This is a genomic window from uncultured Sneathiella sp. (assembly GCF_963976355.1).
In the GTDB taxonomy this organism is placed as follows: domain Bacteria; phylum Pseudomonadota; class Alphaproteobacteria; order Sneathiellales; family Sneathiellaceae; genus Sneathiella.
Map to the genome: position 1 here is coordinate 83,081 of NZ_CAXBKA010000005.1, position 24,827 is coordinate 107,907.

General features: G+C 52.4%; 24 protein-coding genes. 10 read left to right on the forward strand and 14 right to left on the reverse strand.

The window, feature by feature from the left end; genetic code table 11:
- The first annotated feature begins 16 nt into the window (after positions 1-16).
- Together AAC599_RS12640 and AAC599_RS12645 are read left to right on the forward strand one after the other, a co-directional pair.
- Positions 17-1,210 carry an NAD(P)/FAD-dependent oxidoreductase gene (locus AAC599_RS12640; RefSeq protein WP_340150765.1) on the forward strand — a complete coding sequence of 398 codons (1,194 nt, stop codon included), beginning with the start codon at positions 17-19 and terminating at the stop codon, positions 1,208-1,210.
- On the forward strand, positions 1,203-2,021 hold the full coding sequence (locus tag AAC599_RS12645; protein ID WP_340150766.1) for a phytanoyl-CoA dioxygenase family protein: 819 nt from the start codon (positions 1,203-1,205) through the stop codon (positions 2,019-2,021). The genes AAC599_RS12640 and AAC599_RS12645 overlap by 8 nt, the downstream gene beginning before the upstream one ends.
- Here AAC599_RS12645 and rsmD read toward each other — a convergent pair.
- Genes rsmD through AAC599_RS12660 form a run of 3 tightly spaced genes read right to left on the reverse strand, consistent with a single transcriptional unit; the run spans position 1,975 to position 4,172 of the window.
- Positions 1,975-2,565, reverse strand: coding sequence for a 16S rRNA (guanine(966)-N(2))-methyltransferase RsmD (rsmD, locus tag AAC599_RS12650; protein ID WP_340150767.1), 591 nt, complete (start codon positions 2,563-2,565; stop codon positions 1,975-1,977). The genes AAC599_RS12645 and rsmD overlap by 47 nt on opposite strands.
- Positions 2,565-3,455: a pseudouridine synthase gene (locus tag AAC599_RS12655; protein ID WP_340150768.1), complete on the reverse strand. Its 891-nt coding sequence runs from the start codon at positions 3,453-3,455 to the stop codon at positions 2,565-2,567. The genes rsmD and AAC599_RS12655 overlap by 1 nt, the downstream gene beginning before the upstream one ends.
- Before the next feature lie 3 nt (positions 3,456-3,458).
- Positions 3,459-4,172, reverse strand: a complete 714-nt coding sequence (locus AAC599_RS12660) for a gamma-glutamyl-gamma-aminobutyrate hydrolase family protein (RefSeq protein WP_340150769.1) — start codon at positions 4,170-4,172, stop codon at positions 3,459-3,461.
- A 116-nt stretch (positions 4,173-4,288) separates the two neighbouring features.
- Here AAC599_RS12660 and AAC599_RS12665 point away from each other — a divergent pair, with 116 nt between their 5' ends.
- The 3 genes from AAC599_RS12665 to AAC599_RS12675 all read left to right on the forward strand — a co-directional run bounded on the left by AAC599_RS12665 (position 4,289) and on the right by AAC599_RS12675 (position 6,397).
- Positions 4,289-4,747, forward strand: a complete 459-nt coding sequence (locus AAC599_RS12665; protein WP_340150770.1) for a nucleoside deaminase — start codon at positions 4,289-4,291, stop codon at positions 4,745-4,747.
- A 64-nt stretch (positions 4,748-4,811) separates the two neighbouring features.
- Positions 4,812-6,014, forward strand: a complete 1,203-nt coding sequence (locus AAC599_RS12670) for an acyl-CoA dehydrogenase family protein (protein ID WP_340150771.1) — start codon at positions 4,812-4,814, stop codon at positions 6,012-6,014.
- Positions 6,015-6,166: 152 nt separating this feature from the next.
- Positions 6,167-6,397: a hypothetical protein gene (locus AAC599_RS12675; RefSeq protein WP_340150772.1), complete on the forward strand. Its 231-nt coding sequence runs from the start codon at positions 6,167-6,169 to the stop codon at positions 6,395-6,397.
- Positions 6,398-6,415: 18 nt separating this feature from the next.
- On the opposite strand, the gene AAC599_RS12680 is transcribed toward AAC599_RS12675, so the two are convergent.
- Genes AAC599_RS12680 through purD form a run of 3 tightly spaced genes read right to left on the reverse strand, consistent with a single transcriptional unit; the run spans position 6,416 to position 9,876 of the window.
- Complete coding sequence (locus AAC599_RS12680) at positions 6,416-7,462, reverse strand: phosphotransferase (protein WP_340150773.1); 1,047 nt, start codon at positions 7,460-7,462, stop codon at positions 6,416-6,418.
- A 40-nt stretch (positions 7,463-7,502) separates the two neighbouring features.
- On the reverse strand, positions 7,503-8,573 hold the full coding sequence (locus AAC599_RS12685; protein WP_340150774.1) for a phosphotransferase family protein: 1,071 nt from the start codon (positions 8,571-8,573) through the stop codon (positions 7,503-7,505).
- Between the two features lie 22 nt (positions 8,574-8,595).
- Positions 8,596-9,876 (reverse strand): phosphoribosylamine--glycine ligase, encoded by a 1,281-nt coding sequence (gene purD / locus AAC599_RS12690; protein WP_340150775.1) that lies wholly within the window; start codon positions 9,874-9,876, stop codon positions 8,596-8,598.
- 85 nt (positions 9,877-9,961) lie between these two features.
- Here purD and xseA point away from each other — a divergent pair, with 85 nt between their 5' ends.
- Both xseA and AAC599_RS12700 read left to right on the forward strand, forming a co-directional pair.
- Entirely contained in the window at positions 9,962-11,398 is a 1,437-nt protein-coding gene (gene xseA / locus AAC599_RS12695) for an exodeoxyribonuclease VII large subunit (protein WP_340150776.1), read from the forward strand.
- A complete protein-coding gene (locus AAC599_RS12700) occupies positions 11,395-12,207 on the forward strand; it encodes a M23 family metallopeptidase (protein WP_340150777.1) in 813 nt (270 codons plus the stop codon). The genes xseA and AAC599_RS12700 overlap by 4 nt, the downstream gene beginning before the upstream one ends.
- Before the next feature lie 844 nt (positions 12,208-13,051).
- Here AAC599_RS12700 and AAC599_RS12705 read toward each other — a convergent pair.
- From AAC599_RS12705 to ubiA, 6 genes are all read right to left on the reverse strand, one after another.
- Positions 13,052-13,219 carry a hypothetical protein gene (locus AAC599_RS12705; RefSeq protein ID WP_340150778.1) on the reverse strand — a complete coding sequence of 56 codons (168 nt, stop codon included), beginning with the start codon at positions 13,217-13,219 and terminating at the stop codon, positions 13,052-13,054.
- A gap of 102 nt (positions 13,220-13,321) precedes the next feature.
- On the reverse strand, positions 13,322-14,125 hold the full coding sequence (locus tag AAC599_RS12710; protein ID WP_340150779.1) for a 3'(2'),5'-bisphosphate nucleotidase CysQ: 804 nt from the start codon (positions 14,123-14,125) through the stop codon (positions 13,322-13,324).
- Positions 14,122-15,477: a TldD/PmbA family protein gene (locus AAC599_RS12715; protein ID WP_340150780.1), complete on the reverse strand. Its 1,356-nt coding sequence runs from the start codon at positions 15,475-15,477 to the stop codon at positions 14,122-14,124. The genes AAC599_RS12710 and AAC599_RS12715 overlap by 4 nt, the downstream gene beginning before the upstream one ends.
- A gap of 61 nt (positions 15,478-15,538) precedes the next feature.
- On the reverse strand, positions 15,539-16,309 hold the full coding sequence (locus AAC599_RS12720) for a sulfite exporter TauE/SafE family protein (protein ID WP_340150781.1): 771 nt from the start codon (positions 16,307-16,309) through the stop codon (positions 15,539-15,541).
- Positions 16,310-16,353: 44 nt separating this feature from the next.
- Positions 16,354-17,862: a UbiD family decarboxylase gene (locus AAC599_RS12725; RefSeq protein WP_340150782.1), complete on the reverse strand. Its 1,509-nt coding sequence runs from the start codon at positions 17,860-17,862 to the stop codon at positions 16,354-16,356.
- A gap of 76 nt (positions 17,863-17,938) precedes the next feature.
- Positions 17,939-18,868 carry a 4-hydroxybenzoate octaprenyltransferase gene (gene ubiA / locus AAC599_RS12730; RefSeq protein WP_340150783.1) on the reverse strand — a complete coding sequence of 310 codons (930 nt, stop codon included), beginning with the start codon at positions 18,866-18,868 and terminating at the stop codon, positions 17,939-17,941.
- Between the two features lie 100 nt (positions 18,869-18,968).
- Here ubiA and AAC599_RS12735 point away from each other — a divergent pair, with 100 nt between their 5' ends.
- Positions 18,969-19,709, forward strand: coding sequence for a 16S rRNA (uracil(1498)-N(3))-methyltransferase (locus tag AAC599_RS12735; protein ID WP_340150784.1), 741 nt, complete (start codon positions 18,969-18,971; stop codon positions 19,707-19,709).
- Between the two features lie 143 nt (positions 19,710-19,852).
- The gene (locus tag AAC599_RS12740) at positions 19,853-21,220 is read left to right on the forward strand and encodes a glutamate--cysteine ligase (RefSeq protein WP_340150785.1); all 1,368 of its coding nucleotides are present in this window, start codon (positions 19,853-19,855) and stop codon (positions 21,218-21,220) included.
- On the opposite strand, the gene AAC599_RS12745 is transcribed toward AAC599_RS12740, so the two are convergent.
- Positions 21,214-22,074, reverse strand: a complete 861-nt coding sequence (locus AAC599_RS12745) for a hypothetical protein (RefSeq protein ID WP_340150786.1) — start codon at positions 22,072-22,074, stop codon at positions 21,214-21,216. The two genes, AAC599_RS12740 and AAC599_RS12745, sit on opposite strands and share 7 nt — an antisense overlap.
- Positions 22,058-23,488: a metalloprotease TldD gene (gene tldD, locus AAC599_RS12750; RefSeq protein ID WP_340150787.1), complete on the reverse strand. Its 1,431-nt coding sequence runs from the start codon at positions 23,486-23,488 to the stop codon at positions 22,058-22,060. The genes AAC599_RS12745 and tldD overlap by 17 nt, the downstream gene beginning before the upstream one ends.
- A gap of 478 nt (positions 23,489-23,966) precedes the next feature.
- Here tldD and coxB point away from each other — a divergent pair, with 478 nt between their 5' ends.
- Positions 23,967-24,818 (forward strand): cytochrome c oxidase subunit II, encoded by an 852-nt coding sequence (gene coxB / locus AAC599_RS12755; protein WP_340150788.1) that lies wholly within the window; start codon positions 23,967-23,969, stop codon positions 24,816-24,818.
- Positions 24,819-24,827 lie beyond the last annotated feature (9 nt).

Sequence of the window (24,827 nt, forward strand, 5' to 3'; positions counted from 1 at the left end):
TCAACAAGGTAGTAGAATGACGCAAGCGGACGCGCATGATTTTGACGTAGCGGTCATTGGCGCGGGCGCCGCAGGCATGATGTGCGCCATCGAGGCCGGAAAGCGGGGACGTCGGGTTCTGTTGCTTGAAAAGGCGCGAAAATGCGGCCAGAAAATCCTGATCTCCGGCGGCGGGCGCTGCAATTTCACCAATCTGTTTGCCGGGCCGGAAAAATTTATCTCGGAAAATCCGCATTTCTGCAAATCCGCGTTGCGTCAGTATACTCAAACGGATTTTATCACCGTCGTCGAAAAGCACGGTATTGCCTATCATGAGAAAAAGCTGGGTCAGCTCTTCTGCGATGACAGCTCTGCCCGGATCGTGGATATGCTGGAGACGGAATGCAAAGAGGCAGGTGTTACGATTTGGCGGGAATGTGGCGCAGAAGTTGCGAAGAAGCAAGAGAATGGATTTCTTGTCTTCGCTGGCCGTCAAACCATTCAGCTGCAAAGCCTTGTTGTTGCAACAGGAGGGCTCTCTATTCCGAAGCTGGGGGCAAATGACATTGCCTATCGCATCGCCAAGGGCTTTGGCTTGCCGCTCACGAACCGACGGGCGGGACTAGTGCCCTTTACTTTTTCACCGAAGGACAAGAAGCGCTTTGCGAATTTGACCGGTGTGTCTGCTGATGTGGAAATCCGCCTTCGCAAAACCAGTTTTCGGGAAAATCTGTTATTTACTCATCGCGGTCTCAGTGGTCCGGCCATATTGCAGATTTCCTCATTCTGGGAACCCGGTGATTCTGTGATGATTGACTTTTTACCGGATGTCGATCTGGGGAGACTGCTCAAAGAAAAGCGTCGGTCGCAGCCGAAAATTCAGGTAAGCAGCTTAATGAAGGAGTTTCTTCCGGCGCGGCTGGCTTCAAAATTAATGAACGAAGTCAGTGAATTGCCGGAGGTCGGTAATTGTTCGGATAAGCAAATCGACGATCTGGTAAAAGTATTTAAACTGGTTAATATTGTTCCAATAGGAACAGAAGGCTATGCCAAGGCAGAAGTAACGATTGGCGGCGTCAGTACGGCGGCCCTTAATTCCAAAACCATGGAAGCAAAGGAGGTGGCGGGGTTGTTCTTTATCGGAGAAGCAGTCGACGTTACGGGCTTCCTCGGCGGATATAATTTCCAATGGGCCTGGTCCTCCGGTTATGTGGCGGGTCGATATGCGTGAACGAATGGATCAGGAAGAATGGCAGGCCCTTGCTCCGGACCTGACGATCGGGGCGGTATGTGAGATAACGGAGTTGTCTTTTTCCGATGAGAGGCTGAGTGAAATTTCAGATCATTTTTGGAAAGAGGGGTATTTCAATATTCCGGCGGTGTTAGATGAAGCAGAAATAGCCCCTGTTCGCGATGCCATGTATGCGCTGGATTCGGAGGGTATCCCGCCGGTTTATATCTTTCTCTATGATCAGCCATGGTGGCTGTTCGTGCGCTTGAATCGGGTGATACGTCATTTTCTCGGAGAGAAATTTGCCGTTCTGCCAAACCTGTGGGCCTGGCATCTCAGACAAGAGGGCGCGCGCGGCTGGCCGCCGCACCGGGATTGTGATGCGGACACGGTTTTCGGTTCGGGCCCCGATGCCCTATTGATGAGCCTGTCTCTTTGGCTGCCCCTCACCGATACGGATGAGGCGAACGGCTGCATTTATGTCCTGCCGCGATCCGACAATAGAAATGAGGAGCAAGCTTCATCACCGGATAAACTTGACCTCCTCTCGGCGCGGGCATTACCTGCTCGCGCCGGATCCGTGCTTGGCTGGCCGCAGGACCTGTATCATTGGGGTGGTCGTTATTCAGCGGGAGCGCGGAACCCCCGCCTGAGCCTATCCCTTGAATTTCAGAATTGCGGCTTCGATCCGTTGGCAGAACCTTTGATCAATGCCGCAAGGCTTCCTCCCTTTGAAGATCGCCTTGCCCTTATCGGATCACAGTTCAGGAAGTACCGCCACATTGATCCGCTGTTGTGCGAAGGAAAATAAGCCGCGCGGCGCCATAGGTGCGGTCTTTCAGCAAGTCGAAGCCATTTGGAAGAGCAAACTCTTCTTTCGCGCCAAGCTCAATGACGATGATGGAGCCGGGCCTGAGCCAGCCCCCCATTTTAAGCGCCTGAATGGACGGCAGTGCGAGGTCAGCTCCGTAAGGCGGGTCCATCAATACGAGGTCATACGGCTCGCTGGCAATTCCGGGTGACGCCACATCCCGCCTTAATATATCCGCCTGGCGGGAGAGGTTCATGTGTCTGATATTCGCGCCAATGAGTTTCAGGCTGTCCGGATGATTGTCCATAAATGTGACATGCGCCGCGCCACGGGAGAGCGCTTCCAGTCCAAGCGCACCTGTTCCCGCAAATAGATCGAGAGCGCGGGCCCTCGCGGGAAGAGGGCCGCTCTCGCCTCGCATATCCCGGTCATGGCCGAGTATGTTGAAAAGGGCTTCTCTCGTGCGGTCGGATGTTGGACGGATACGTTTGTCTTCTGGGAGAAGCAGTTTCTTGCCCCGGAGATTGCCGCCGACAATGCGCATTAGTCAGTGCGTTTGGCCGCGGACCGGGCCTTTAAAGTTGGCCGGTTTTGGCCACTTGAAGATGGCTTTGGGGAAGACTGCGGCTTTTTAAAATTTACCGTCCGTTTGCCGCGTGGCGGGCGTTGTCCCTTCTTGGGTGTTTCCTTATCATCCTCGAATTTCTCGACCCCCATTTGATCGCGCAGGATCTTCGACTTTACCTCCTCGACCGCACCAGCGCGCAAATCGCCCAGCGACATCGGGCCATAGGATATGCGGATCAGTCGGGAGACCGTGTAGCCGAGATGTTCCATCACTTTACGGATTTCGCGATTCTTTCCTTCACGGAGAGAAATGGTCAGCCAGCTGTTCGCGCCTTTACTGCTATCGATCGTGCCTTCAATCGACCCATAGCGCACCCCGTCAATGGTCAGGCCTTTGGCCAGCTGTTGCATGTCCACCTCTTTCGGATGACCATGTACCCTTACCCTATATTTCCGCTTCCAGCCGGTTGCGGGCAGTTCAAGTCTCCGGGCGAGTTCGCCATCATTGGTGAGCAGGAGCAACCCTTCAGAATTCAGGTCAAGCCGACCGACCGAGATGACGCGCGGCAATTCTTCCGGCAGTTTATCGAAAACGGTATCGCGTCCTTTTTCGTCCTTGTGGCTGGTAACAAGTCCCGGCGGTTTGTGGTAACGCCAGAGACGCGGCCGTTCAAGCGTGGGGATATCGTTTCCATCGACAGTGATTTTATCGTTCTGATCAACGGTAAAAGCAGCCGTTTCGAGCTTTCTGCCGTTGACAGAGACGCGGCCAGCCTCAATCCAGCGCTCAGCTTCCCGCCGTGAACATAGCCCGGCGCGGGCCATGCGTTTGGCAATCCGTTCTTTCTGTGAACTGTCTGATACCATTTTTTACTGGGCCGAGGCTTTGATGAACGCATCAATTATCCGCCGGTCTCCCTCCGAAATGAGATATTCAGGGTGCCATTGAACGCCTAGGCAGAACCGATAGCGGTTATCCTCAATTCCTTCGATGACTCCATCCTCGGCGACCGCGTTGACCGTAATATTCGAACTGACCTCTTTCGCCGCCTGATGATGGGCGCTGTTGACGGCAAGGGTGTCGGTTCCGACAATGCGATGCAGAAAAGTGCCGTTTATGACGTTGACGCTATGTCCGGCCTCTGTTCGGGGATTGGGCTGTTCATGCGCGAGCGCATTTTCCACCTCGTCCGGAATATGCTGGATAAGGGTGCCGCCAAGGATGACATGCAGAAGTTGCTGTCCGCCACAAATGCCAAGAACCGGTTTGTCTGCGGCGAGCATGGCTTCCGTAATATTCTTCTCAAACAGGGTACGCCTGTCTTTTGTCACGACGGTATCATGGCGAGTTGTGGCGCCGAACATGGCAGGGTCGACATCGAACGCCCCGCCTGTAACTACCAGACCATCAAGCTTTTCGACATAGGCAGCAACCTGGTCAGGCTCATGAGGGAGGGCGAGGGGCAGGCCACCGCTTTCGACAACGACATCTGCATAGTTCTGCCGAAGCGCGTACCAAGGCATGTTGGAATAGCCGCCGGGATCCTCAGAATCGAGGGTTATGCCGATAACAGGAACATTCATGCTTTCTTTTAGTCCTCTCTTGTCCACAACTCAACTGGCCTCTTCAGGAATATTTCAATAAATTCCCTAAATTACTATTGCTTGACGGATAGCGGTCAAATTGCGAGGTTTCAATCATGGATAACGAACTTGCCGATTATATGGATCTGGCTTATCGCACGGCGGAGATTGCCGGCAAGCGGGGAGAGGTGCCGGTCGGTGCGGTGATTGTTGATACGATATCCGGGCGCGTCATCGCGAATGTTGGAAACCAGATGGTTGGTCGTCATGATCCGACAGCGCATGCCGAAATGCTGGCTATCCGGGCGGCCGGGAATATGGTCGGAAGCCAGAGGCTTGTAGACTGCGACCTATATGTTACGCTTGAGCCCTGCCCGATGTGTGCAGCGGCAATTTCACTGGCCCGGATCAGGCGGCTCTATTTTGGCGCGTATGATCCGAAGGGTGGCGGAGTGGAGCATGGTGCGCGAATTTTCGATCAGGCGGGTTGCCACCACCGCCCGGAAATCTATGGCGGTTTACGGGAGAGTGAATCTGCGGCCCTTTTAAAGAATTTCTTTGAAACGCGCCGCTAAATAATTAAAGATAGAAACGACAAAAATAATAACAAAAAGCCAAAATAACAAAAAGGAACAGCGGATGAACTTCGAATATTCAGATAAGGTGAAGGAACTGCAAGGGCGGTTGCAGGCATTCATGGACGAACACGTCTATCCTAATGAGCAAGTGTTTTACGATCAGGTTGACGAGGGAGATCGATGGCAGCCAACGGCAATCGTTGAAGAACTGAAGGCCAAGGCGAAGGCAGCGGGTTTGTGGAATCTGTTTCTACCAGAAAGCGACCGGGGTGCCGGCCTTACAAATCTCGAATATGCGCCACTGTGCGAAATCATGGGGCGCGTCAGTTTCGCGCCGGAGGTTTTTAACTGTTCTGCTCCGGATACCGGGAACATGGAAGTGTTCGAACGGTATGCCAGTGAAGAGTTGAAGGAACGTTGGTTGAAGCCTTTGCTTGAAGGTGAAATTCGCTCGGCCTTTGCCATGACGGAACCGGCAGTGGCCTCGTCTGACGCGACAAACATTGAATCCGAAATCAATCGGGACGGTGACGAATATGTCATCAATGGCACTAAATGGTGGACTTCGGGCGCCTATGACCCACGTTGCAAGGTTCTGATATTTATGGGAAAAACTGACAAGTCAGCATCGCGCTACAAGCAGCAGTCGATGATTATTGTCCCCATGGATACGCCTGGTATCAATGTGAAGCGCTTTCTCCCGGTATTCGGCTATGACGATGCGCCGCACGGTCATGCGGAAGTGGAGTTCAAGGACGTGAGGGTCCCTGCGGATCACATGTTGCTGGGCGAAGGGCGCGGATTTGAGATTGCGCAAGGGCGTCTTGGCCCGGGCCGTATCCATCATTGCATGCGGCAGATTGGTGTGGCCGAGCGGGCACTTGAGAAAATGTGCAAGCGGGTAAAATCCCGCGTCGCTTTTGGCAAGCCGATTGCGGAACAGACGGTCACTCTGGAGCGCATCGCTGAATCTCGCGGCATGATCGAACAGGCCCGGCTACTCACCCTTAAGGCCGCTTATATGATGGACACAGTCGGCAACAAGGAAGCCAAGGCGGAAATTGCCATGATTAAGGTGATCGCGCCGAATATTACCGGCAAGATCATTGACTGGGCAATTCAGGCACATGGTGCAGGCGGTGTCAGTGATGATTTTGGTCTTGCTTTTGCCTATGCACATTCACGGACCCTGCGCCTCGCTGACGGGCCAGATGAGGTGCATCGCAACCAGATTGGTCGACTGGAACTTAAAAAATACGATTGATCTGAAACCACAGACGTAGATTTCCAGAAAAGCTCTCCGTCAGGGGAGCTTTTCTTTTTCCCTTCGAATTTTTTCGTTAGGATGCGGCAGGGGTTTACCTATATACAGGCTTGTCCTTGTTTATAGTGGCGCGTGTTCGGGTTTTATGAAGAATGATTAAATTTCTGGGTTGGGTAATGCTGGGCGTGATTGTGATTGTCGCCGGCTTTCTATATCGGTATGAAAGCCTTGATCCCTGTGAGTGGTTGACCCAGGATTTGATCGCGCATACGGGATTGCAGCCTGTCTCGGGACTTGGTGATGCGGCAGGACTGGTTATGGAGCCGACGGAATGTGTCCGACGGTGGGCCAATCTTCGCATCGAGGATGCAGAGAAAAACTAGCCTGGCTCGTCTGCACGCCTATTGTTTCTCGCATTGGCTCCAGGCCAGATCAGCGACCATTTTTGCATATTGCGCATATTCCTCACCCACCACAGAGCTTGAATTCCCATCCAGGCCGCGTTTGTAGACACCCTGAACGATCGCGGTAATACGGAACAGGGAGAAGGCGACATAAAACTCCCAGTTATCGATGCCATCGCGCCCTGTCCGCTTGCAGTAAGCGTCGATATAAGCCTCCTCAGTCGGAATGCCGGATTTCTCAAGGTCAACCCCGACGAGCCCACCATTGATTGGATGAATGAAATGGTAGGCCATACAGTTGTAGGCGAGATCAGAAAGGGGGTGCCCAATGGTCGCGAGCTCCCAGTCAAGAACGGCGAGCACTCTGGGTTCGGTTGGATGTAGAATCAGATTTCCAAGGCGATAGTCGCCATGGACAATTCCGCTTTCATCATTGTCAGGGATATTTTCGGGCAGCCATTTGATGAGATTGTCCATGCTTTCCAGATTATGGGTCTGGGATGCGCGATATTGCTTGCTCCAACGATCAACCTGTCGGGCAAGATAGCCCCCTTTTCTGCCAAAATCGGAAAGCCCGACTGAGTCAATGTCTACATTGTGAAGTTTAGCGAGCGCATCATTCATTGAATCATAGATGGCGGTGCGCATCTCAGGGTCTATACCCGGAAGCGCCGGCGCTGTGAGAACCCGTCCTTCCACCTTTTCCATGATATAAAAGGCTGTGCCAATAATGCTGTCATCTTCGCACAGGCAAAAGGTCTGCGGAACGGGCACATCCGTGTCTTTAAGGGCGGAGATGACTTTATACTCGCGATCGACCGCATGCGCAGACGGAAGAAGATTTCCCGGCGGCTTTTTGCGCATCACATACTCGCGCTCCGGCGTCTTGAGCAGAAAGGTCGGATTGGACTGACCGCCCTGAAACTGGCTGATCTGAAGTGGTCCCTTGAAACTGTCAATATTTTCAGTCAGATAATCAAAAAGGGCCCCTTCGTTAAACTGGTGCATTTCCCGGACCGGGATGAGCTCTACTCCGTCCGTCATGATAATCCCTGCTTGTTTTGTGCCTTCAGGATGATGGCGTTTAAGCGCCCTTGATGATTTTTTCCGCCTGTTCCCAGCCACGTATTGCGAGCGGTTTCACACGGACGGCAACGTCGGCGGCGTTCTTGTTGGATGCTGTGCCATCCTTTACCCGGCCGACAATGCCCTGCAAAATGGCGGCAAGGCGGAACATGTTATAGGCGGCATAGAAATCCCAGTTCTCGATACCGTCACGTCCTGTGCGTTCGCAATAGGAGGCAACATATTGTTCTTCTGTCGGGATGCCGAGCGCCGGAAGGTCAAGTCCGTTCAGGCCACGGAACAGCTCCGGTTCCAGCCGCCATGTCATACAATGATAAGAAAAATCGGCAAGCGGATGCCCGAGAGTAGCCAGCTCCCAATCAAGGATACCCATGACACGATGCGTATCCTTGTTAAGGACGGTGTTGTCCAACCGGTAGTCACCATGGACAATGGCCGTCTCATCGCCCGGGGGAATGTTGTCGGGCAGCCATGCCATCAGATTATCCATGGCCTCGATCGTTTCGGTTTCCGATGCTTTATACTGCTTGGTCCAGCGGCTGATCTGGCGGGCAAGATACTCCGTCGGCTTGCCGAAGCTCTCCAGTCCTACTGCTTTATAGTCAACCATATGAAGCGATGCCATGGCGGCATTCATACTGTCGAATACGGCGACGCGATTGGCCTTGGAATAATTCGGAAGAGATGGATCCCACTCGATATCACCGTCCAAAAATTCCATGACATAGAACATGGTGCCGATGATGTCTTCGTCTTCGCAAAGGCAGAAAGTTTCTGGAACCGGGACTTCGGTATTTGCAAGCGCGGTCATTACACGATATTCCCGATCTACCGCGTGAGCCGATGGAAGCAGTTTCCCCGGAGGTTTGCGCCGCAGAACATATTTCCGGTTTGGTGTGGTCAGCATATAACTCGGGTTGGATTGTCCGCCCTTGAATTGTGCAACTTCCAGCGGGCCTTTGAACCCGTCAACATTCTGCTTAAGGTAGGCCTCCAGTGATGCAACGTCGAACTTTAGACGCTCGCGGACTTCCATAGTTCCCGAAAACTGGGCTGAATCGTCGGACATTTTTGCCCCTTCTTGTTGTTATTTACCCTGCTACATTGCGATCAACTGCCCGCCATCCTATATCGGATCGGCAGAAACCGTCCGGCCAGCTGATCGCGTTCACGCCACTATACGCTTTTTTCTGTGCTTGTTTAACGGTTTTTCCCATTCCCGTGATTCCGAGCACACGTCCGCCAACGGCGAGCATCTTCCCATCCTGCCGTTTTGTCCCGGCATGAAAGATCAGAACATCATCAATTGTCGCAGCTTTATCAAGGCCCTTAATCTTGGTATTCTTCTCATAAGCCCCCGGATATCCATTTGCGGCCATGACCACAAGCAAGGCCGTATCCGTTTCCCATTCCAGGGAAATTGATTCAAGAGACTTATCCGCAGTGGCGATAAGGGCCGGTAGAAGGTCGCTTTTCATCCGGGCGCAGAGTACCTGGCATTCAGGATCGCCAAAACGGACATTATACTCAATAAGCCTGGGGCCCTCTTTTGTGATCATCAGTCCGGCATAGAGCACGCCGGTGTAAGGTGTTCCTTGGGCTTTCATTGCGGCGACGGTGGGTTCTATGATCCGACTCATGGTGAGGGTGATCATTTCATCTGTCATGACCGGTGCCGGAGAGTAAGCGCCCATGCCGCCGGTATTCAGACCCGTATCGCCGTCACCAACGGCTTTATGATCCTGGGCTGTCGCGAGAGGGAGAATATTCTCTCCGTCCGTCAGTGCGAAGAAGCTTGCCTCCTCGCCTTCCATGAATTCCTCAATTACGATCTCGGCACCTGCGCCACCAAAAAGACCACCGAAAATCTCGTCAATTGTCTCTTTCGCCTCGGCTTGCGTCATGGCGATAATGACGCCCTTTCCCGCCGCGAGCCCGTCTGCTTTTATGACAATCGGCAGGCTCTGGCTTTCTACATAGTTCTTTGCGGCTTCCGCGTTATCGAAACGCTGATATGCCGCTGTCGGAATATTATAGGTTCGGCAGAGGTCTTTCATGAAACCTTTGGAGCCTTCGAGCTGAGCGGCGGCGGCCCGCGGGCCGAAACTCTTGATACCCGCATCATCGAGCTCATCCACCAGCCCCATCACCAGCGGACCTTCGGGGCCGACGACAACGAAATCGATAGATTCCTGCTTGCAAAAATCAATAATCGCCGGAATGTCCTCGGCCTTTATCGGGATACAGTCCGCCACATCCTCGATACCGCCATTTCCGGGCGCACAGTATAGCTTGCTTATCAGGGGGGATTTTTTGAGGGCCCAGCAAAGCGCGTGCTCGCGGCCGCCAGAGCCAATAACAAGAATTTTCATATTTTTTCGTAACAATTCCTATGAAGGACAGACGAGAGTTTGTAGCATACTGTGGCGGCAGGCTAAACAATCTTGAAGGCAAATTGTGTCAGAAAATCAGAATTCCGGTTCCTCCAACATCCATGAATATACGGTTTCAGAACTTAGTGGGGCGCTCAAGCGGACAGTTGAAGATGCTTTCGGCCATGTCCGGGTGAGGGCGGAGATTTCGGGTTTGAAGCGAGCCACATCGGGTCATGTGTATCTGACGCTCAAGGATGACAAGGCGGTACTGGACGCGATCATGTGGCGCGGAATGGCCGACAGGCTCAGGTTCCGGCCGGAAGACGGGCTGGAGGTCGTCTGTACGGGAAAGCTGACCACTTATCCCGGGCGTTCCAAATACCAGATTGTCATAGATGTGATGGAGCCAGCCGGCGTCGGCGCCCTTATGGCGCTGCTGGAAGAGCGAAAGAAGAAGCTTGCCGCAGAGGGACTTTTCGCGTCTGAGCGGAAAAAGGCTCTTCCCTATCTTCCGGGAGTTATTGGCGTCGTTACGTCGCCGACGGGCGCCGTAATCCGGGATATATTGCATCGCCTGCGGGATCGGCTCCCGACCCATGTCCTGCTCTGGCCCGTGCTGGTGCAGGGAGAGAGCGCGGCGGGTCAGATCGCGGGCGCGATACGTGGCTTTAATGCCCTGCCGGAGGAAGGAGATATTCCACGCCCGGATCTCCTTATCGTGGCGCGGGGCGGCGGCAGTCTTGAAGATCTCTGGGCGTTCAATGAGGAAGAAGTGGTTCGCGCCGCAGCGGAAAGCGTCATCCCGCTGATTTCAGCGGTTGGTCATGAAACCGATACAACGCTGATCGATTTTGCGTCGGACCAGCGCGCGCCGACGCCTACAGCCGCGGCGGAAATTGCGGTACCTGTCCGCTCGGAACTGATCGCCTATATTGATGATCAGGAACGGCGCATCAAACGCAGCCTGAACCGGTCCTTATCAGACAAGCGGGAGAGGCTGGCTGGTCTCTCCCGCGGCCTTCGTGATCCGGCGTCTTTGATTGCGGAAAAAATCCAGCATCTGGACCATCTGGAGAGCCGATTGCGCCAGTCAGTTTCCGGCAATCTCAATTTCAAGAAACAGCAATTTTCTGGCGCCGTTGCCAAGTTGCGCCCACAATTGCTGACACGACCATTGGCACAGTATGAAGACCGGTTGAATCAGCTTGATCGGCAAATGACCCGGAACCTGACGGTAAAAAAGGATCGTGCTGGAGATCGGTTGGAGGCGACAGTGAGATTGCTGGAAAGCCTCTCCTTCCGGCGGGTGCTGAAACGGGGGTATAGTATCGTTTGGGATGAAGCGGGCAAGCCTATTTCCTCGGTTGGGGACGCCACAGCAGGACGCATGGTTGAGGTCGAATTTTCTGACGGTAAGGCGGCTGCGATATTCCAGAGTGGCGCAGGCGGCAAAACTGCATCTGCCCCAAAAAAGGCGCCAAAACCAAAGTCGCCTCCAAAGCAGGGAAGCCTCTTATGATCCGGTTGGGTTTGTTTCTTGTCGCTTTCCTCTTTTCCCTGAATGCGCTCGCCGATAGTGTCACATTGACCGGAAATTTCACGCAAGGCGGCCTCGTTATTGGACAGACGGAGCCTGGCACCAAAGTCCTTCTTGAGGGCAAGCCTGTGACGGTTTCGCCGGAAGGTCGGTTTCTTCTCGGATTTGGCCGGGATTTCAAGGATTATGCAGTGCTTGATATCACCTATCCGGATGGTCAAAGTGAGACGCAAACACTGGCTATCACCAAGCGGGACTACCAAATCGAACATGTTGACGGATTGCCTCCTTCCAAGGTGACGCCAAGCCCTGAATTCCTCGCGCGGATACGTAAGGAAAATGCCGAGATCGCTCGCATTCGCGCGATTGAAACGCCCGAGAATTGGTTCCTTTCCGGCTGGCAATGGCCGGCAAAGGGTCGGCTAAGCGGCGTGTATGGTAGTCAGCGGGTGTTAAATGGCAATCCCAAGCGACCACATTTCGGGCTGGATATTGCGGCTCCCGTTGGAACCCCGGTTGTTGCCTCGACAGACGGAAAAGTGAGAATGGCGGAGGCAGATCTTTTCTACACGGGCGGCACGGTGATGATTGATCATGGCTATGGCCTTGTTTCCGTTTATTCCCATCTTAGTCAAATTGAGGTGAGGGTCGGTCAAATGGTCCGACAGGGCGAAAAGATCGGTGAAATCGGTGCGACAGGGCGGGCAACGGGACCACATCTTGACTGGCGTCTCAACTGGCTTGAGGAACGGCTTGATCCGGAACTGTTGTTAGGCCCGATGCCGGAATAAAAACCATCGAAATCTAATAATCTGATGGTGAATAAAAACTATTCTCCGTCTCGATATCCCATGTCCGGACACCTAGGAGAAGACTTATCCATTTCTCATGGAAGGCTTCAGAATTATGCTCGGCCGGAGCAAAAAACAGATTTAAGGGATCACTCTTTTCATGGTCGAATGACAGAGAGCTTGTTCTGTCTTGGGATATGCTGCTGAATTTCTCTACGGTAAACAAAGAGGCTGTTCTGCTATTCCGCTGATAGTAAAGATCAACAACCCACTCAATGCGGCTAATCTGATTTTCCGATTCATACGGTCCATGCAGTGATGCGGCCTTCGCCATTGATGTGGAGATGCCGAGTAACAGCGCACAGGAAGCAGTGATCCAAAATGATTTCATATTGTCTTCAATCCGAGTTCATTTCCTCTCGGGGATTTTGAAATCAATACTGTTTGAGAAAGATATCGCCCCTCATTTCAGCGACGGCGATATTTTACCGGAACTATTGTTATTACGTCAAATGAAGTGGCTATATGGGGGAAATTGAGAAATATATTTTAAAAACAGAAAGTTGCGAGAATTTTAACAATTGCACAATGTTCAATCTCTTAAAAAAACCGGAAGTAAATTTCACAATTTTTAAAGGGGTATGGTTAATAAATATGGTTAATATTATAATAAAACGCTCAAATATTGTGTTGTGCGGACAAAAAGACCTGAATATGCCGAATCGCGAATATTTCAGAAAGTAAGTCATGGCCGCTTTTCGCTGGGAGAAACGGATCACGGGATATGCCTGGTCCGAAATATCAACTAAACAAGGGGAGTTCCGGTTTGGTATTTCGACAGATGTTATTCAGATTTCAGCTTTTCACCAGCCTTGATAACGACATCGCCCGCTTTATCCAGATTTTTGCTCGTATCTTCTTTGACACCTTGCCAGGTATCACTGCATCCGCTTGCGAGAAGGGCGACGGACAAAATGGTTGCCGTTACAACTGTGCGTGAAATTCTTTTCATCACGTAAATCTCCAGTCTGACATGAGTTATCCTGAAATTAGTGAGCGTTGCACGTTTTTGCAACTGTTTCCGTAATACCAAATTGAAACGGAATGCCGATTTTTATTTGGATTTGGCGGTGCCGAATGTTTCCAGCATTTTCATCAGCTCCGGGTGGATAGACTTTCCACAAGAGATGACATTCCGTTGATTGACGGATTTTCTGTTGTAGACCAATCGCTCGCCTAGGGTGGTGGTCGTGACGCCACCAGCTTCTGACAGAATAATATCTGCGGCGGCTATATCCCAATCACTCTTTTGGGTAAGCGATAGGGAAGCATCCGCGTGGCGGGATGCGACTTTTACAATGCGGTAGGCAATTGAGTTAACATGGCTGAAAGTTGCATTCTTCACATCATCCAGCCAGCCATGCCATTCGAATGATTTCCGGCTGGCGATAAGTTTTGCATCGGAAAGATCCGCCTTTCGGGAGCAGGTGATCGCTTCTCCGTTGAGTTTTGCGCCGCCACCAACGACGGCTTCATAATATTCTTCAAGTATCGGATTATAGACAATGCCGAGTACTGGTTTCCCATCCTCCACAAGGGCCGCACAAATGGTGAATTCGGGCTTCCCGGCAATGAAAGAACGGGTGCCGTCGATCGGATCAATGATCCATACTCGCGATTTATGAAGCCGGGCGGCATTGTCGGCTGTTTCTTCGGACAGCCAGCCATAATCGGGCCGCGCCGTTAGGAGTCTGTTCTTGAAATGTGTATCCAGAGCGAGATCTGCTTCACTGACCGGATCGCCGGGTTTCTTTTCCCAGCTTTTCAGCGTGCTTTTGAAATATCGCCGGGCGATATCACCGGCCTCTTTCATCGCGTTGGTGAGTAACGCATGATCTTTGACAAAGCGTTGTGTCATGTGCCGGCGACCATCATCCCATCAATCCGCAGGCTGGGCGCGTTCGTTCCCTGACGGAATTCCAGATCATTTGCTGGTGTCAGCTTCAGGAACATGTCGTTCAGATTTCCGGCGATTGTCAGTTCGGATACCGGGAAGGCTATCTCGCCATTTTCAATCCAGAATCCGGAAGCTCCGCGACTGTAATCACCTGTGATGGCATTGACACCAAAGCCGATCAGGCTGGTGATATAAAGGCCTGACCTGATATCACTGATCAATCCTTCAAGAGGGAGATTGCCTGCTTCCATATAAAGATTTGTCGTTCCTGAACCCGGTGGTGACGCAGTACCACGGGTTGCCCGACCGTTCGTTCTAAGGCCAAGCTGCTTCGCAGAGGATGTATTGAGAATCCATGATTGCAATTTGCCGTCCTCAACCAGATCAAGCTGATTATTTACCACCCCTTCGCCATCGAACGGTTTGGAGGCGGCCCCGCGGGGCCTGTGCGGATCATCGATGATCCGGATGTTATTCGGAAATACCTGTTCTCCCATCCGATCTTTCAGAAAGCTGGTTCCCCGCGCGATCGCCGCGCCGGAGATTGCCCCGGAAAAATGCCCGAGAATGCTGGCCGACACACGGTTGCTGAAGACGACCGGAACCTGCCCGCTCGGCATTTTGCGAGGATTGAGGAGTTTTACGGCCCGCTCACCCGCCTTTCGGCCTATCTCTTCTGGTGAGCGAAGGTCAGAGAAGTGATGGTGGCTGTCATAGTCATAATCTCGTTCCATCCGTTGGCCTTCTCCCGCAATGACGGAGGCGCTGATGGAGAAACTGCTGGAGCTGTAAGCGCCCTTGAAGCCATCGGAGGTGACGAGGGCAATAGATGCGCGGCCTGAGGAGGCCCCACCTCCTTCCGAATTAGTAACGCCGTCAACTTCCAAGGCCGCCTGTTCCGTCGTCTTGGCAATCCGAGTAAGATCTTCTGGCGACAGGGTGGTCTTGTCATAAAGATCAAGGTTCGCAAATTCAGTTGCGAGATCGACCGGGTCCGCAAGGCCGCAGAATTTTTCTTCCGGCATGTTTTGCGCCATTGCCAGAGCCCGATCCACTAGTTCTTCCAGAACTTCCGGTTTGGCATCGTTGGAGGAAACAAAGGCCTGCTGTTTGCCGATCAGGACACGAAGGCCGAGATCATGAGCCTCGGATCGTTCTATCTCCTCCGTTTCCCCTTGCCGGACGGACACACTGATTGAGGTTCCCTGGATGCGGACCGCATCAGCCGCCTCCGCGCCTTTGCGAAGGGCGATGGCAATCAGGTCATCGAGGATATTCAGGGAATTTTGTGCATCGATAGTTTGTTCTGACATGAAAACCCAGACTGAAATTTAACAACTCTCCATACATAGGGATGGAAGAGCGAAAAGGGAATCAGAAAAGCAGATTCATTCCCGACAAACCATCCCAAAGCAGTTTCCCGCCAACAGTAAGGAGGAGGATGTAGGCTATGCGATAGAATACGCCTTCCGAGATCAGCTTGTGCGCTTTGACGCCAAGCCAGATACCGATTGGCGCAAGCGGTAACAGGACGAGGGAAGTTCCGATATTTTGTATCGAGAACTGGCCGAGCATGCCATAGGGAATGAGCTTTACATAATTAATGACGAAGAAAAACCAGACAGAGGTCCCAACATACAGGGTCTTGTTGATTTTCTGAGGCAACATGTAAAATTGAACCGGGGGTCCGCCAGCGTGCGCGACGAAGCTTGTAAAGCCTGCGATCGTGCCCCAGAAGGATCCACGCGTGAGGTTCGCCTTCGCCGCATGATCTGCGGGACTTTTTCGAATATAATGATTGAGCGTAAAAATAACGCAGATTACACCCAGAAGAACTTTGATGAATTCCGCGCTCAGGTAATTGAAGAGAAGATAGCCTATCAGTATTCCCAACAGGGCGCCTGGCAATAGGTATCCAAGGTTTCGCCAGTCAGCGGTGCGCCGATAGGCAATCAAACCAAAGATATCCATGACGCAGAGAATTGGTAATACTATCGCGGCGGCCTGTACCGGCGAAATCAGGAGAGAGAGGAGCGGGACACTCAAAATACCAAGTGAGCCCGCAAAGCCACCTTTCGAGATACCGATCAGCAGGCAGACAGGAATGGCGAGCAGATAAAAATACGGGTCACTGATCAGTGTCATTGAGGACTTTCCGAAGCCGTCTTTCAAACGGTTCTTATAACAGGTTATTTCCAGATCGGCTTGCCGGTGCCGGGCAGGCCGAGAGATTCCCAGAGATCGTTGACTTTTTCAATGACCGCGTCATCCATACGAATTTCCTGACCCCATTCGCGGTTTGTTTCCGGTGGCACTTTGTTCGTCGCGTCGAGCCCGATCTTACCGCCAAGGCCCGATTGCGGCGAGGCAAAGTCCAGATAGTCAATGGGTGTATTTTCAATCGTGGTAATGTCGCGCACGGGATCCATGCGGGTTGAAACCGCCCACATCACGTCTTTCCAGTCGCGCGCATCAATATCATCATCAACAATGATCAGGAACTTCGTATACATGAACTGTCGAAGGTATGACCAGGCTCCCATCATGACCCGCTTGGCGTGACCCGCATAGGCTTTTTTCATGGAGATGACGGCTATCCGGTAACTGCATCCTTCCGGCGGGAGCCAGAAATCCGTGATTTCCGGAAATTGTTGCTGGATCAAAGGGATGAAAAGTTCGTTCAGGGCTTCGCCAAGGACGCTGGGCTCATCCGGTGGCCGACCGGTGAAAGTGGATAGATAGATGGGATCTTTCCGCATGGTAATTGCGGACAATGTGAAGACAGGAAAGCTTTCAACGGAATTATAGTATCCGGTATGATCCCCATACGGCCCTTCATCCCCGTATTCATCAAGAGAAACATGCCCCTCCAGGATAATTTCGGCGGTCGCGGGCACTTTAAGGGGCACCGTCTTGCAATCGACCAGCTCCACCTTCTCACCCTTCAGCAATCCGGCAAACTGATATTCTGAAAGAGTGTCCGGGATCGGTGTAACCGCGGCCAGAATTGTTCCCGGGTCGGCACCAATCACGACGGCCACGGGAAGCGGTTCGCTTTTTTCCTTGCCCCAGCGTGCATGATGTTGCGCGCCGCCACGATGTTTCAGCCAGCGCATCAGGGTCCTGTTCCGGGACAGCTTCTGCATGCGGTAAATGCCAAGATTAAAGTCATCCGTCTTGCCGCTGCCTGGGCCCTTCGTCACGACCAGGGGCCAGGTGATCAAGGGGGCAGGCTCACCCGGCCAGCAGGTCTGAATGGGTAAGGCGTCAAGATCGATTTCATCGCCAGTCAGGACAACTTCCTGACAGGGGGCTTTTTTGACGGTTTTCGGTCGCATGGTCATAACGGTTTTGAGGACCGGCAGCATCCCCATGGCCTCGCGAATGCCTTCCGGGGGCTCGGGCTGGCGCAAGAAAGCAAGCGTTTCCCCTACTTCGCGCAGTTTATCCGGTGTGCGGTTCATGCCCATGGCAACCCGGTCGACCGTGCCGAACAGATTGACCAGAACCGGGGTATTGCTTCGTTCTCCCGCTTCGTTGACCGGATTTTCAAACAGAACGGCGGGGCCGCCTTCTGCGAGAAGCCGGGTCTGGATTTCCGTCATCTCCAGATAGGTTGAAACCGGCTCGCTCACCCGGACGAGTTTTTTATTCTTTTCGAGTTGTCCGATGAAATCCCGAAGTGATCCGTACGCCATTTTCCTGTCCCGATATTACGCGTTGGTGCCGCGACTATGCCCGAGTTTGCGCGTCGGCGTAAAGAAAAAGCGTTTCCTATAAAGGAAGGGGGAGTTTTCCAAGTATAATTGCGATAAGAACGATCAGGCCGAAGTTCCTGTTGGATTTGAAAAGCATCAGACACCGATTGCCATTATCTATGTCGAGTGTCCTGATCTGCCAGACCAAATGCAATGCTGCGCCGAACATGAGGAGGTAAAACAGGACACTCAATCCGACAACAGCGCCTGCAAACAGCAACGATATAATCGTTACCGTGTAAAACCCCATCAGCCAGTATCTTGTCGTCTCGCCGAATTTCAGTGCTGTTGATTTTACGCCGATCAGTGCATCGTCCTCTTTATCCTGATGGGCATAGATCGTGTCATAGCCGATGGTCCAGGCGATGCCGCCAAAATACATTATGACCGGCGCAACACCGAGATTGCCCTGAACGGCGGCCCAGCCCAGCAAAGCGCCGTAGTTGAAGGCGAGGCCAAGGAAAAACTGTGGCCAGTATGTGAACCGCTTGGCGAATGGATAAATGGCGACGAGCGCAAGACTTGCAATTCCCAGCAGGATGGCGAAGACGTTAAACTGAATCAGTATCAGAAGGCCGATGAGGCATTGGACGCCCAACCAAAAGATGGCCTGAAACAGCGTAACCTGACCACTGGGGATAGGTCGCTTTTTTGTGCGCTCCACTCTTCCATCGAAATTCCTGTCGGCAATATCATTGAGAGTGCAGCCCGCGCCGCGCATCACCAGGGCGCCAATCGCAAAAAGTATGAATAATGTGAAGTCTGGTCCTTCACCCTTTGGGGCGGCAAGGGCAATTGACCAAAGGCAGGGAAGCAGCAGGAGCCAGGTTCCAATCGGCCTGTCAAGCCGGGACAGTTTCATATAGGGCTGCCACCCCTCCGGCGCGTGTCGGTCAACCCAGTTTCTTTGACTGGCATCGGCTATGATCCGATCTAGTCGTAACATCTTTAAAATCGCTCCTGTCGCTCCAAAGGTGACGTGGATGGCATTAATTGCTATGAATCGCAATAATTTATATATCACCGATCAACGAGTTTACCGACAAATGTTACCAAAGCAATATTCGCTCCGCCTGTATGTTCCCAGTGATCTTGGCAAGGACCTGGGTGTCGTGCTCGACAAAAACCAGTCGCATTACGTGGCGACCGTCATGCGACGAGAGGAGGGGGATAAAATCGGTCTGTTCAACGGACGGGACGGAGAGTGGCTCGGGCATTTGCAGGAGGTGCACAAGAATCACTGCCTTGTCCATGTCACTGAACAACTTAGGCCACAAATCGACGAACCAGATATCGAGCTTCTGTTCGCTCCGGTCAAGAAAGCTCAAACGGCTATGATTATTCAGAAGGCAACAGAACTTGGCGTTGCCAGCCTTCAACCCATTCAGACGAGCCGGACCAATTCAGAGCGATTGCGCGCCGACAAGTTGGCGTTACAGGCGTTGGAAGCAGCGGAACAATGCGAGCGATTGAACGTTCCAATCGTCCATGGCCTGATCAAGCTCGAACAGGCATTGAGTACCGTATATCCTGAACGAACCCTGATTTTCTGCAACGAAAGATTGACGGGAGAAAATGCGGTTAAAACGCTTTCGGGTCTGGAAAAGACTGAAAAATGGGGGATTATAACGGGGCCGGAAGGGGGGTTTTCCGACGAAGAAATCGACCTTATCAGCTCGCGGCCAAATACATACCCGATATCATTAGGACCGCGGATACTGCGCGCTGAAACAGCGGTTATCGCCAGCCTCAGCCTGCTTCAGGCCTTTCATGGAGATTGGGGCTGAGCATATGTGTCCGCAGCGAAAATGTGACCGTTGGACAAAAATGAAACTTTAGGCTTGAAGCCGCCTTCGCAATTCTTTAATTCAAATCAAAAGGCCGGACCTGGGGCGCTTTGCCCGGCCGAAATAAAATGTTAGGGGAATACATGTCCGGACCTTCCAAGGGCGAAGCCGTCGAAATTGCCGACAAGGCACAACTTGTCGACTTTGCGGCGAGTGGCTGCAAACCACGCGATAAATGGCGTATTGGCACTGAGCATGAAAAATTCGGGTTCACGCTTGATACGCATGAACCGCTCACATATGAGGGTCCCAAGGGCATTAAGGCCATGCTGGAAGGGCTTCAGCGCTTTGGCTGGCACCCGGACTTTGAGGGCGATAATGTCATTGCGCTTTCGAAAGAGGGCTGTTCCATAAGTCTTGAGCCCGGCGGCCAGCTGGAACTGTCCGGCGCCGCTGTTGAAAATCTCCACGAAACATGCAGCGAGGTGCATACGCATCTGGCGCAGGTGCGCGAGGTGGGCGATGAAATGGGGGTTGGTTTCCTCGGGCTTGGGTTCAGTCCCAAATGGACCCGCAAGGAAACACCGATCATGCCCAAGGGGCGCTATCAGATTATGAAAAGCTACATGCCCAAGCGGGGGCAGCATGGTCTGGATATGATGTTCCGCTCCTGCACCGTTCAGGTTAATCTCGATTACGCCTCAGAAGCGGACATGATCAAGAAGTTCCGGACCAGTCTGGCATTGCAGCCGCTGGCTACGGCGCTTTTCGCGAATTCCCCCTTTACGGAAGGCCGTCCGAATGGGCATCTCAGCCACCGGAGCTTTATCTGGACGGATACGGACCCGGATCGGACGGGCATGATCCCGTTTGTGTTCGAAGACGGCTTTTCCTTCGAGAGATATGTCGACTATGCCTTGGATGTGCCGATGTACTTCGTCTATCGAGATGGTACTTATCTTGATGTGAGCGGGCAGTCTTTCCGGGATTTTCTCGACGGAAAATTACCAGGCCTTCCGGGTGAAAAGCCGAACCTCGCGGATTGGGACAATCACCTGACAACTCTGTTTCCGGAAGTCCGCATGAAGCGGTTTCTCGAGATGCGCGGCGCAGATGGCGGGCCGTGGCGACGGCTGTGTGCGCTACCGGCGTTGTGGGTTGGTCTGTTATACGATGACACGGCGCTGGATAATGCCTGGGATCTGGTCAAGAGCTGGACAGCGGAGGATCGCCAGCGAGTTCGCAATGACGTCATCACGCAGGCGCTCAAAACGAAAATGCCGGATGGTCGCGACATGCAAGTGCTGGCCTCGGAAGTGCTGGAAATTGCGACATACGGTTTGAAGGCACGTAAAAGTCTCGACAGTTTCGGGGAAGACGAAAGTCATTTTCTGAACGCGCTTAAAACCATTGTTAAATCCGGCCAGACGCCGGCCGAGGAAATGCTGGCGCGATATCACGGCGCATGGAAAGAGGATATCGAGCCAGTCTTCACCGAATACGCTTACTGAGCGCCGCTCAATTTCCGATAAATTGCGAAAGCCGCCTCGTAGTCATCTTTGGCGGCTTTTTCTCGCAACTCCCGCAGATTTAATACGATGAGGTGAAGAGTGTCTGCTTGGGCCGCGGGCAGTTTCGCACGTCTGCCATAGTCACTTCTGATCAGGTCGATCAGTATATTCAGCTCTGGCATGTCTCTGTTTTCCAATGGACGTTGCAGGAGTGAAATGTAGGACATGTCCGAACTTGTCTCTACAATCGCTGCTGATTCTTCCAACTCATTGATATCCAAAGAATTTATATATGATATCAACGACTTTATAGTTTCCTCATCCGGCTCCGGACCGGCAAATTCAGTCGTGATGACATGACTTGTAAAGGCATGTAGATCAGGGAAGATATTGACTGTCCCAAAAGAAGTGTTGTCTGCTGAACCGCGCAGTGATGGAATATCAAGCGGGTTGGCAATGCCGTCTTCGAAACCGGCCTGCCAGAAACGATTTGTCACATCTATCCGCCCTGGCCGGTCGGAGAGACCATTGATGTAGAAGTTTGTATTGACATGTCCATTGGTATGGCAGCTGTTGCAGGACAATCCGATGCGGACCGCTTTCTCACCCAGCAGGGAGGGGCTGCGGAACAACAAACGACCGTAAAGCCATTCCCGGTCTTTTTCTGCGCCCGGCTTGATCAGTTCCGGCGGTGGGCTATCCAGCATTTCGGTTGCACTGCCTGGAGGCAGCCAGTTTTCAGCCTCCGCCAGAGCAGGGGGCGTAAATATATTCAGTGCCAATGAGAACAGGGCGATATAGAGGCCGAAGACCGGAAGCCTCAGGTGCAGGGCTTTTTTATGCCGTGCCGCCAACGGTCAGTCCTTCAATCAGCATCGTTGGTTGCCCGACACCGACAGGAACGCTTTGTCCAGCTTTCCCGCAGGTACCGATCCCGCTATCGAGTGCCATATCATTGCCGATCGCCGTTACTTTTTTGAGCGCTTCGCTTCCGGTACCGATCAGTGTCGCCCCTTTGACAGGAGCTGTAATCTTGCCGTCTTCTATCAGGTAGGCCTCCGTGCAGGAGAAGACAAATTTCCCAGAAGTAATGTCGACCTGACCGCCGCCGAAGTTGGCTGTGAATATCCCTTTTTTGACCGATTTCACGATTTCGGACGGATCCTTGTCACCGCCCAGCATATAGGTATTGGTCATTCGTGGCATCGGCATATGCGCATAACTCTCGCGTCGGCCATTTCCCGTCGGCTCCACTCCCATCAGACGAGCATTCTGCCTGTCCTGCATATAGCCGACCAGAATGCCATCCTCAATCAGTGTCGTTGAGCTGCTTGCGGTACCTTCATCATCGATACTGAGAGAACCACGGCGATCGGCGATTGTCCCATCATCCACGACGGTTACACCAGGCGCGGCAACCCGCTGACCCATCAGGTTGGAGAAAACCGATGTTTTTTTGCGGTTGAAATCGCCTTCGAGACCATGACCGACAGCTTCATGCAGAATGATGCCGGGCCAGCCTGGCCCAAGGACCACATCCATCTCTCCGGCCGGGGCGGCAACTGAGTCAAGATTGACCATAGCCTGACGATAGGCTTCATCGACGGCGCCCTGCCAGGTCGATTCCTGAAGATAAAAATCATATCCGGTACGGCCGCCTGTGCCGTGAGAACCTGATTCCCGTCTGCCATCCTTCTCGACAACAACAGAGACATTAAGCCGGACGAGTGGCCGAATATCTCCCGCCCGCTCACCGCCAGCGCGGATGATCTCGATCCCCTGCCATGATCCGGCAAGAGAGACGGAAACCTGAACAACCTTGCTGTCCTTTGCGCGGGCATAGGCGTCAATTTCCGACAATGTCTTCACCTTGGCATCGAAAGGAATTTCGCTCAAAGGATTGTCATCCAGGTAAAGCGACTGATTTGAACCCGCGGGCGGAAGCGCCATGGAACCACTTTTTCCGGTCTGTACCGCCTGGACGGTCTTGGATGCATTGCGGATTGCCTGCTCGCTGAGGTCCGATGCATGGGCAAACCCCGTCGCTTCGCCAACGACGGCGCGAAGACCGAACCCTTGAGTCGTATCAAAGCTGGCGCTTTTCAGCCGACCATCATCGAAAGAGAAGCCTTCCGACTGTCGGTACTCCATGAACAACTCGCCATCATCGGCATCCACTAACGCCTCGGAAACCTGTTTCTCCACCACATCGCGATCCATACCTGTGGGCAGGAAGAAAAGCTCATCGGCTGTTGATATGTCGGTCATAAAGGCGCTCCGGTCCGCTCTTTTACTGGTTTTATTTGCATGAATATGTGTCTTTTGATCGCGAATGTCGAGGGGGGGCAAAAAGTGATTTGAAAGATTCTAATCAGCTTTAATCTTCAAGCCGCAAATTGGTGTGACAAATTGTCACAATTTCCCCTCAAAAAGTTTGTTGTCCCAAATTGCGCCTGATTTTGGATTTATGATTATAACATATTGAAGTAAAAGTATTTATTTTGATGCAAGAGTATAACTACATAAAAATATTTCGCTCAAAATGACGATTATGTGCAGTCTTAGGCTTGTTATCTGCCTTATCCGTGGTGTAGTTTCCGGCGCAACTGGGCGGAAAGCATTTTGATTTGCTACAATCAGGTGAGTATAAGTCAAAAAACTGTCCAAAATTTGACCGGGTAAGCGTATACTGGCTCATACAGCTGGTCGAGTTAAATAGTCACGTGATCACAGACGGGAATTGATGATGGGTAGGTTTAAGAATCTTGTCGCATTTATGGCCGCAACTGCGGGCAGCTTTTTGACGATGGGAGTTGCAGCGGCAGAGCCGGGACAACCCGCGCCATGGCAGACGACATTTCAGGAGGCATTCTCGCCGGTTGCGATTGAACAGCACTCCTTCCATGACTTGTTGCTCTGGATTATCAGCGCCATCTCGCTTTTCGTTCTGGCCTTGTTGATCTTCGTGATTATCCGCTTCAACAAGCGGGCCAATCCAACTCCGTCCAAAACATCGCATAATACGTTTATCGAAATTATCTGGACTGTTGTCCCGGTCATGATCCTGATCGTTATCATGATCCCTTCTCTGAAACTGCTGTATTACGGTGATAGGATTGAAACACCGGATATGACGCTAAAAGCGATCGGGTATCAGTGGTACTGGGGCTATGAATATATGGACGAAGAAGGCCTGGCCTTTGAAGCAATTATGCTTGAAGAGGATGAGTTGAAGCCCGGACAGCCGCGGTTACTGACGACAGATAATGCTATCGTCCTGCCAATTGATACAAATATCCGTGTTTTGGTGACGGCTGAAGACGTGCTTCATTCATGGGCTATGCCAGCTTTCGGTGTAAAAATGGATGCCGTGCCGGGCCGTCTGAATGAGACTTGGATGCGGATCGAGAAAGAAGGTATGTATTACGGTCAGTGTTCCGAGCTTTGCGGAGCCCGCCACGGTTTTATGCCGATCATGATCCGGGCTGTCAGCAAGGAAGACTACGACAAGTGGCTTGTTGAGGCCAAACAAGAATTCGCAAGTGGCGAAACGCCGGCAATAAAATTTGCGCAGGTCACCCCTGCAAACGCAGAGTAACAGGCTAGA